General features: G+C 61.3%; 5 protein-coding genes. All 5 read right to left on the bottom strand.

The window, feature by feature from the left end; all coding sequences use genetic code 11:
• Positions 1–122 precede the first annotated feature (122 nt).
• Positions 123–2,183, bottom strand: coding sequence for a transcription termination factor Rho (gene rho / locus B3C64_RS00130; RefSeq protein ID WP_291532892.1), 2,061 nt, complete (start codon positions 2,181–2,183; stop codon positions 123–125).
• 269 nt (positions 2,184–2,452) lie between these two features.
• A complete protein-coding gene (locus B3C64_RS00125; protein ID WP_291532891.1) occupies positions 2,453–4,042 on the bottom strand; it encodes an NAD(P)/FAD-dependent oxidoreductase in 1,590 nt (529 codons plus the stop codon).
• Between the two features lie 222 nt (positions 4,043–4,264).
• Positions 4,265–6,148 carry a histidine-type phosphatase gene (locus tag B3C64_RS00120; protein ID WP_291532906.1) on the bottom strand — a complete coding sequence of 628 codons (1,884 nt, stop codon included), beginning with the start codon at positions 6,146–6,148 and terminating at the stop codon, positions 4,265–4,267.
• A gap of 325 nt (positions 6,149–6,473) precedes the next feature.
• Positions 6,474–6,785: a DUF2469 domain-containing protein gene (locus tag B3C64_RS00115; protein ID WP_003833998.1), complete on the bottom strand. Its 312-nt coding sequence runs from the start codon at positions 6,783–6,785 to the stop codon at positions 6,474–6,476.
• Positions 6,785–7,342: GNAT family N-acetyltransferase (locus tag B3C64_RS00110; RefSeq protein WP_291532876.1), on the bottom strand; the 558-nt coding region annotated here is incomplete at its 5' end. The genes B3C64_RS00115 and B3C64_RS00110, both read right to left, overlap by 1 nt.

Here is a 7,342-nt window from a genome sequence, read left to right as displayed (position 1 = left end):
TCTCGTTTTCCACCCACATCGCACTCCCCCTGCGAAGGGTCTCAGCGATCACCAGGCAAATACGACGGAGGGCCATGCGGCACACGCATGGCCCTCCGGCTGAATCATCCCGGTGCGACGATTCAGTTGTTGGCGTTGCTGCTCTGCTGAATCAGCGACGCCATGAAATCGCGGTTGGTCGCGGTCTTCTTCAGACGCGGCACCAGAGTCTGGTAGGCCTGCTCCGGCTCGAGACCGCCCAGCAGACGACGCAGACGATAGATGATCGGCAGCTCCTGCGGGTTGGTGATGAGCTCTTCGCGACGCGTGCCGGAGGCGTTCACGTCGATGGCCGGGAACAGACGCTTGTCGGCAAGCTCGCGGCTCAGACGCAGTTCCATGTTGCCGGTGCCCTTGAATTCCTCGAAGATCACCTCGTCCATCTTGGAACCGGTCTCGACCAGCGCGGAGGAGATGATCGTCAGGGAGCCGCCGTTCTCGATGTTGCGGGCGGCACCGAAGAACTTCTTCGGCGGGTACAGCGCCTGCGCGTCCACGCCGCCGGACAGAATGCGTCCGGACGCCGGGGCCGCGATGTTGTAGGCGCGCGCCAGACGGGTCATGGAATCGAGCAGCACGACCACATCCTGGCCAAGCTCAACCAAACGCTTGGCACGTTCGATGGCGAGCTCCGCGACGGTGGTGTGGTCGGAGGCGGGACGGTCGAAGGTGGAGGAAATGACCTCGCCCTGCACCGTGCGCTCCATATCGGTGACCTCTTCCGGACGCTCGTCCACCAGCACGACCATCAGATGGACTTCCGGGTTGTTGGTGGCGATCGCGTTGGCGATGTTCTGCAACGTGATGGTCTTGCCGGCCTTCGGCGGAGAGACGATCAGACCACGCTGGCCCTTGCCGATAGGCGCGACGATGTCGATCAGACGGCCGGTGAGCTTGTTCGGCGCGGTTTCCTGCTTGAGACGCTCCTGCGGGTACAGCGGCGTGAGCTTGCTGAACTGCGGGCGGTTCTGCGCGGCCTCGACGGTCATGCCATTGATGGAATCGATGGACTGCAGCGGCACGAACTTCTGACGCTGGTTGCGGCGTTCGCCCTCGCGCGGCGCGCGAATGGAACCGTGCACGGCATCGCCCTTGCGCAGGCCGTACTTCTTGACCTGTCCCATGGACACGTACACGTCGTTCGGTCCAGGCAGATAGCCGGACGTGCGTACGAACGCGTAGGAGTCCAGCACGTCCACGATGCCGGCCACCGGCACGAGATCCTCTTTCGGCTCTTCGCGACGCTGGTCACGGTCGTTGCGATCGTTGCGGTCATTGCGATTGTCTCGATCCGCATTGCGGCCACGGCGATCCTCGCGCTCCTCGTAATCACGGTCGCGGCCACGCATGTGACGGCCGCGGCGATCGCCACGATCGTTGTTCCTGTCGTTGCCGCGATCCCCACGGCCACGGCGACGACCGTATTCCGGCTCATCGTTTTCCTCGTGGCGTTCATCGGCATCGTCATGCTGCGCCGGAAGCGTCGCGAGAATATCGTCGAGATCGCGGACCACATCCTCATTGCCCGGCTCGTCCGTCACACGGCGATGGCGACGGGGCATGTCTTCGAAATCGTCCCTGCGACGGCGGCGACGATCCTCATGCTTCGTGGTGGTGTCATCGAAGCCGAGTTCCGCCAGCAGGTCGGAGCCTGCGTCGGAATCACGGCGACGACGGCGCTTCGGCGTCGCATCAAGGTTCCCGATCGAGTCCACGGCGATTTTGGCATCCGATTCCTTGGATTCCGGCGCCTTGTCATCGACCGTCTTGTCCGCTCCGGCCTTGGCGTCACGGGTCTTGGACTCCGCGGATTCAACGCTGCCATTCGCCGGTGCCTCGGATTCGTCCGCGGACTGCTTGGCACGGACGACGCGCTTCCTCGCGGTCTTCGCCGGCTGTTCGGACTTCTTGGTCTCCTGCGCGTTCTCCGACGAGGCCTCAGCATCTGCGGAAACCTTGGCAGGAGCGGCCTTCGGCGTGCGGACGGTGACTCCTTCGGGGGCTTGACCGCCAGAGCGAGCGGCCTGCAACGTTGCGATGAGCTCGGGCTTGCGCATCGTGGAGGTCCCACGAAGTCCCATCTGCTTGGCGAGCTCTTTGAGCTCGGGCAGTTTCATATCTTCAAGATTCGGGCTGGTTGCCACTGGTTATTGCCTTTCCTTGGCTCTCGCAGGCACGCGCCTGCAAAGCTTGAAAAAAGAGATGCGGAAAATATCCGCTCAATGAATGTCCCGTGCGGAAATCACACCTCAGGAACGTTGTTCACCTTACAACGCCGCCGAGACCAGCGCAAGCCGCCGCGGAACAACGCGATGGGCCCGCCGGCGATCGCCGGCGGGCCCATCGGTCTTCGACATGGCGCATGCGGAATGCGCCTGCCATGGGACGCATGCGTCACGCCCCGAATCCGTCCTTACTTCTGCTCGTGGTAGGACTTGTCGGTGTTCACCGACCACACGTTCTTCTTGGACGTCTTGCCGTTCTTGATGTTGCCGACGGCCTCGATGGCGGTCGCCATCGAATGGTCCATGTTGTTGTAACGGTGCTGCCCATTGCGGCCGACGCAGTAGAGATTGCCGAAGGAATCAAGGTATTCGATAAGCTCCGGCATGCGGTCGTACGTGTCGAAGTACGCCGGATACGCCTTCTTGACGCGTTCGCGATGGGAGTCAAGCACATCCTGCGGGCCATTGATCACCTGCATGCGGGTGAGCTCCTGGATGGCGAACTTCGTCGCCTCCTCGTCGGACATGTTCCAGAAGGAATCGCCTTCCTCGCAGAAGTATTCGAGGCCGATCCACACGGTGTCGTCGACGTTCTTGACCAGATACGGGCTCCAGTTGTTGAAGATCTGCAGACGGCCGACCTTGTAGCCCGGATCCTGCACGTAGATCCAGCAGTCCGGCACGATCGGCGGGTTGCCGAGGGTCGGGATGTCGGTGGTGTTCTTCAGACGCAGGTGCTTGACCAGCAGACCCACAGTGACGAAATCGCGGTACGGCAGGCCGTTGGCGATTTCCGTCATGTCCTTCGGCGCGGGCTTGTCGGACGCGTCGACGGCGTTGACGAGATCCTTGACCGGCATGGAGGAGATGAAGTCGTCGGCATGCATTTCGGTGCGGTTGCCCTCGGAATCCTCATACACCACGGAAGCGATCTTGCCGTCGGCCTGACGGATCTCAACCACGTTGGCGTCGGTGATAACCTTCACGCCGGCTGCCTCGCAGTTGGATTCGACGGTCTCCCACAACTGGCCCGGGCCATACTTCGGATACCAGAATTCCTCGATGAGCGAGGTCTCCACCTCGTCGTTGCTGCGCTTCTTCGGCAGCAGCTTCTGGACGGCGTTCTTCAGCACGCCCATGATGCTCAGGCCCTTGACGCGCTGGGATCCCCAATCGGCGGAGATCTGCGACGGATGGCGTCCCCACAGCTTCTCGGTGTAGCCCTCGAAGAACATGGAGTACAGCTTGCGACCGAAACGGTTGATGTAGAAGTTCTCCAGATTGTCTTCCGGCAGCTTGTGCACCATGGATTTCAGATAGCTGAAACCAGCGACGAGCGTCAGCTTCGGGCCCATGGCCTTCAGCGTGTTGGCGCTCAGGGAGATCGGGTAATCGAAGAAATGGTGGTTCCAGTAGATGCGGGAAACGCGGTGGCGCTTGAGCATCACCTTGTCTTCGACCTCCGGATCGGGGCCGCCCGGCTCCATATCGTGTTCGCGATGCAGCTTCTTGTCGTCATAGCTGGGGGCGCCCTGCAGCGGCAGGACCTCCTTCCACCAGTCCATGATGCGTTCGTCCTTCGAGAAGAAGCGGTGGCCACCGATGTCCATGCGGTTGCCGTCATGCTTGACGGTGCGGGAGATGCCGCCGAATTCGCGGGTCGCCTCCAGCACGGTCACGTCGTAGTTCTCGGAGCCACCGTCCTTGACGAGCTCCCAAGCGGCGGTCAAGCCAGCAGGGCCACCACCGATAATCACCACGGATTGCTTTTGCGTCACTTTGAGGTCTCCTTATAAAAACAAAATCTCAGATAGTCTACACGATGGTGAGAAAACGAACACGGCGATCTGTGTGAATGCACACAAAATCGCCCCTTGGAATATCGCAAAACCATAGCACGAACATGCGAACGCGCCTTCCCGGCCGTTGTCGCGCGCCATGGAATCAATATTCCACGAAACCGTGCGACAAGCCGGGAAGGCGCGTTGCGGGCGGGGTGTTCAGCAGCACATGCGCCACAGCCCCAAGGAAACACCGATCAACGTCAGACCGATGGCGAACACCACGATCAGCGATACCGAAACGCCGGTACGCCCCAGCGCCGCATGGTCTCCGGCGGAAGACGCAGAGGTCCGGTCATTCGTCGAACCCGACGCTTCCGAAGCCGACGCTCCGGCGCCAGCTCCGCCGGCATTGCCATTGGACGCATCACCCGTGCCCACGTTGCCATTGCCGCCGTTGGACGGCTGACCCGGCTGGGGCTTCTGCCCGTTGGCGGTGTCGATGCGCGCCGCCGCGCCAAGCGTCTGATGCCCGGAGGCGAGACAGCTCTTCAGCTCGGTGAGCTTGTACCATTTCGACCCGTCCGCCACCGGAGTGCATTCCGAACGGAACGCGATCTCATTCTCGTTGTACAGCATGCGCACAATCGGCGAATCGGCGCCCTGCTTGGCGTACACGTCCCACTGCACGTTCGCGGCCATCGGGGTCACCGTCTCGCCACGCCACGCATTGTTGTCATAGGTGTACACGTCGGTCGTGGAGTTCGCTGCCTGCTGCGTGGACCCCGGCAATCCCAGCAATGCGGCGAACGGCATCATCGTCTCGGCATGGGCGAAACGGAAAGTGGCGACCGTCTTGCCACCGTTCACACGCGCATCGATCGCGTTGAAGAAATCGTCGAGCAGCGGCTGCGCGATGGAATACGTCTGGTCCTGCCCGGCGTAGCTCGGTCCCTTTTCATAGAAATCCTCGGCGTCGAGCGCCCAGGCGAACAGCTTGGCGTCCTGCGCGTAGTCGCCTTGGAAGTACTGGTCGAAATCGAAGGCATGGCCGTCGCCGCTTTCACCGCGCATGTCCGCGGCGATGATGTACAGGTTGTACAGGTCCATGGCCGCATCGTATTCGCTGGCGATCTTCTTCTTGCCGTCACCGCAGGCGTTCGCGTCCTTGGATGGATCGGCGTTCGGAGCGCAGTTCTCGCCGCCGTTCTTCGTGCCGTCCGCGGTGTTGTACCACTTGTATTCGCCCGTGGCGAGCTTGTTCAGGAAATCGTCGGTGAAGATCTGCGACAGCACGTCGTGCGAGGCCCGCTTGACCTGCTCATTGTCCGCGATGGTGGCTTCCGCGCCTTTGATGGTCGCGTCGTTCGCCACGAAATCCTGATACGCTTCCGCGATGTCGTATGCCTTGGTCCCCGGCTGTTTCCTACTGCCGTCGGGATTGTCGGTCTTGTGGAAATACAGTGTGTCCGGGCTCTTCTGGAAGTCCTTGCCGGCGCCGTCGTCGGCCGGATCGGTCGGCATGACGACGTTGTTCGCCAGCTTGTCGCCGGACGCCTCATTGAATCCCTTCTCGAAATTCTCGCCGGATTCCGTGGCGCGCGCCTCGCCGGAGGACTGGTACGCGATCGTGCCGCCGTCGGCGGCCGCCTGGTCGAACAGCGCGCGGTTACGCTGGTATGCGCGTTCTCCGATGCCCTGATGCTGCTCGGCGCCCTGTTCCGTGAGCATGCCGTACCCATTGTCGACGTTGGCCGCGGTGATGGCGGTCAGGTTTTTGACGAATTCGTTTTTGATGGCGTCGGATTTGAATCCGCCATCCTGTTCGGCGGCTTTGGTCATGTTCATCAGCAACGCGTCGTATTTGTAGCTGGACAGTCCGCGCGAACCATGGCGGGCCATGCTCTCGGTGTATATCGGCGTGTAGCCTTCCGGCGCCGCGCTGTAGGATGCCGTCGTCTGCGCGCTCGGCGCCACGTATGGCTGTTTGCTGCTGTAATAATGACCGTCGGATTCCAGTGCCAGCGCCGCGCCGGCCGTTCCCGTGGACAGCACCGCAGCGACAGTGGCGCCTGCGATGAAGCCCACGAATCCCCTCATCATTGGTTTCGTCATGAACCGCTCTCTCGATAATCGCCCGACTCCATGCAATCATCCGGCCCGAATCGCCTGATCTGAATCATCTGGAAACCAGGGACGGCAACGCATGATGCACGGGCATCCAATGCCCAATGCCTCCGTTCTATACGAACGAAAGAAACGGAACATGCATGGAAGGTAACGGACAGACGAATTCCATCGACACCGTAGGATACATCGAAATCCACGGCCGGACGCGACGCCATGCGACGCATCGTCATGCGGTCATGCATCGAGAACACCGCAAAGCGCCTGGCTGCGGCCTATTATGCAGGCATACGGCCGACCGCTAGATGCTGTCGGGGATGTCGATATCCGTTTTCTGCACCTCTTCGACGTTCACGTCCTTGAAGGTGACGATACGGACGTTCTTGACGAATCGGCTGGAACGGTACACGTCCCACACCCATGCGTCGGTCAGACGCACGTCGAAATACACGTCCTGTCCGGCCGAGCGCACATTGAAATCGACCTTGTTCGCCAGATAAAAACGACGCTCCGTCTCCACCACATAGGTAAAGAGCTTGATAACGTCGCGATATTCCTTGTATAGGGCCAGTTCAGCGTCGGTTTCGTAATTGTCGAGATCTTCGGCGCTCATCACTTACCTTCCGTATCACGCTTGCGGCCACGTCCCAGCGTGCGCCACCAAGCTTCCTTTGACGTCTTTCGTTCGTTCGACCCGTACGGCCAGTTGTTCTCCACGTCGGCATCGCCGTTGACCGATTTGCGTTCGACGGACGGCTGCTTTCCTCCCTCGGATCCGTCGCGCGACGGCTGCGTCCGCACGGTCTTTTCGGCCGACGGGGACGACCACGCGGACCGTGGCGAACTGGCCGTGCGATTTTCTTCCACCGCGGAATGTTCGGCCTGTGCCTTGTCGCCATCCTTGGCATCGCTCTTGTCGGCGTTGATGCGGATGGCCAGCGAATGCTCACGCGCGCTCAGCGCCTCTTTGACGCCCGGATTGTCTTCGATCACATGCATGCCGAAGGCGTCCAGCGAGCGGATCGGATCGAATTCGTCGGCAAGCGTGTCCATGATGATCAGATCCTGATAACGGTTGTCCGCCGCGTTCCACAACGCGTCGCGGGAACGGCCCGACGGAACGAAGCCAAGCGACTGGTAGACGGACACGGAGCGCGTGTTCTGCTCGGG

This window comes from Bifidobacterium sp. UBA6881 (assembly GCA_002451435.1).
GTDB lineage: Bacteria > Actinomycetota > Actinomycetes > Actinomycetales > Bifidobacteriaceae > Bifidobacterium.
Note: the sequence above shows the minus strand (reverse complement) of the source record. Positions and strands in the feature narration are given on the sequence as shown.

What these genes read in the sequence shown, in the direction of transcription:
- B3C64_RS00120 (WP_291532906.1), bottom strand. Translation starts at nt 6,148, where the DNA reads ATGATGAGGGGATTCGTGGGCTTCATCGCAGGCGCCACTGTCGCTGCG.
- B3C64_RS00115 (WP_003833998.1), bottom strand. Translation starts at nt 6,785, where the DNA reads ATGAGCGCCGAAGATCTCGACAATTACGAAACCGACGCTGAACTGGCC.